General features: G+C 59.6%; 1 protein-coding gene. It reads left to right on the forward strand.

The window, feature by feature from the left end; all coding sequences use genetic code 11:
- On the forward strand, window positions 1-344 hold a 344-nt coding region (locus MLGJGCBP_RS44415; RefSeq protein WP_328799690.1), incomplete at both ends, for an SCO6880 family protein.

The following is a 344-nucleotide window of genomic DNA, read 5'->3' on the forward strand; positions in this document are numbered from 1 at the left end:
GAAGGCGTCATGGGCCTGACCGGACCCGTGACCTGGTTCATTCTCGGCTCTTTGATCATCGCTCTCATCGTGTTGATGGCCGCCGGTATCAAGTTCGGCGCCATCACCGGTGGCGTCCTCCTGATCACCGTGCTCCCGGTGATCAGCAAACGTCACGGCCTCACCGGATACGAAAGGTCCCTCATGGCAATCCAATTCTTCAGTGCCTTTCGACGAAAAGAGCACATCTACCGCGGCGGCCTGTTCTCCGAAATGCCCGGCGGAAAAGCACACCTGCCCGGTGTGCTGGCCCCCACGAAAATGTATGAGGGCGAAGACAGCGCCGGCTACCGGTTCGGCATGAT

Source organism: Rhodococcus sp. T7 (assembly GCF_009872365.1).
Lineage (GTDB): Bacteria > Actinomycetota > Actinomycetes > Mycobacteriales > Mycobacteriaceae > Rhodococcus_F.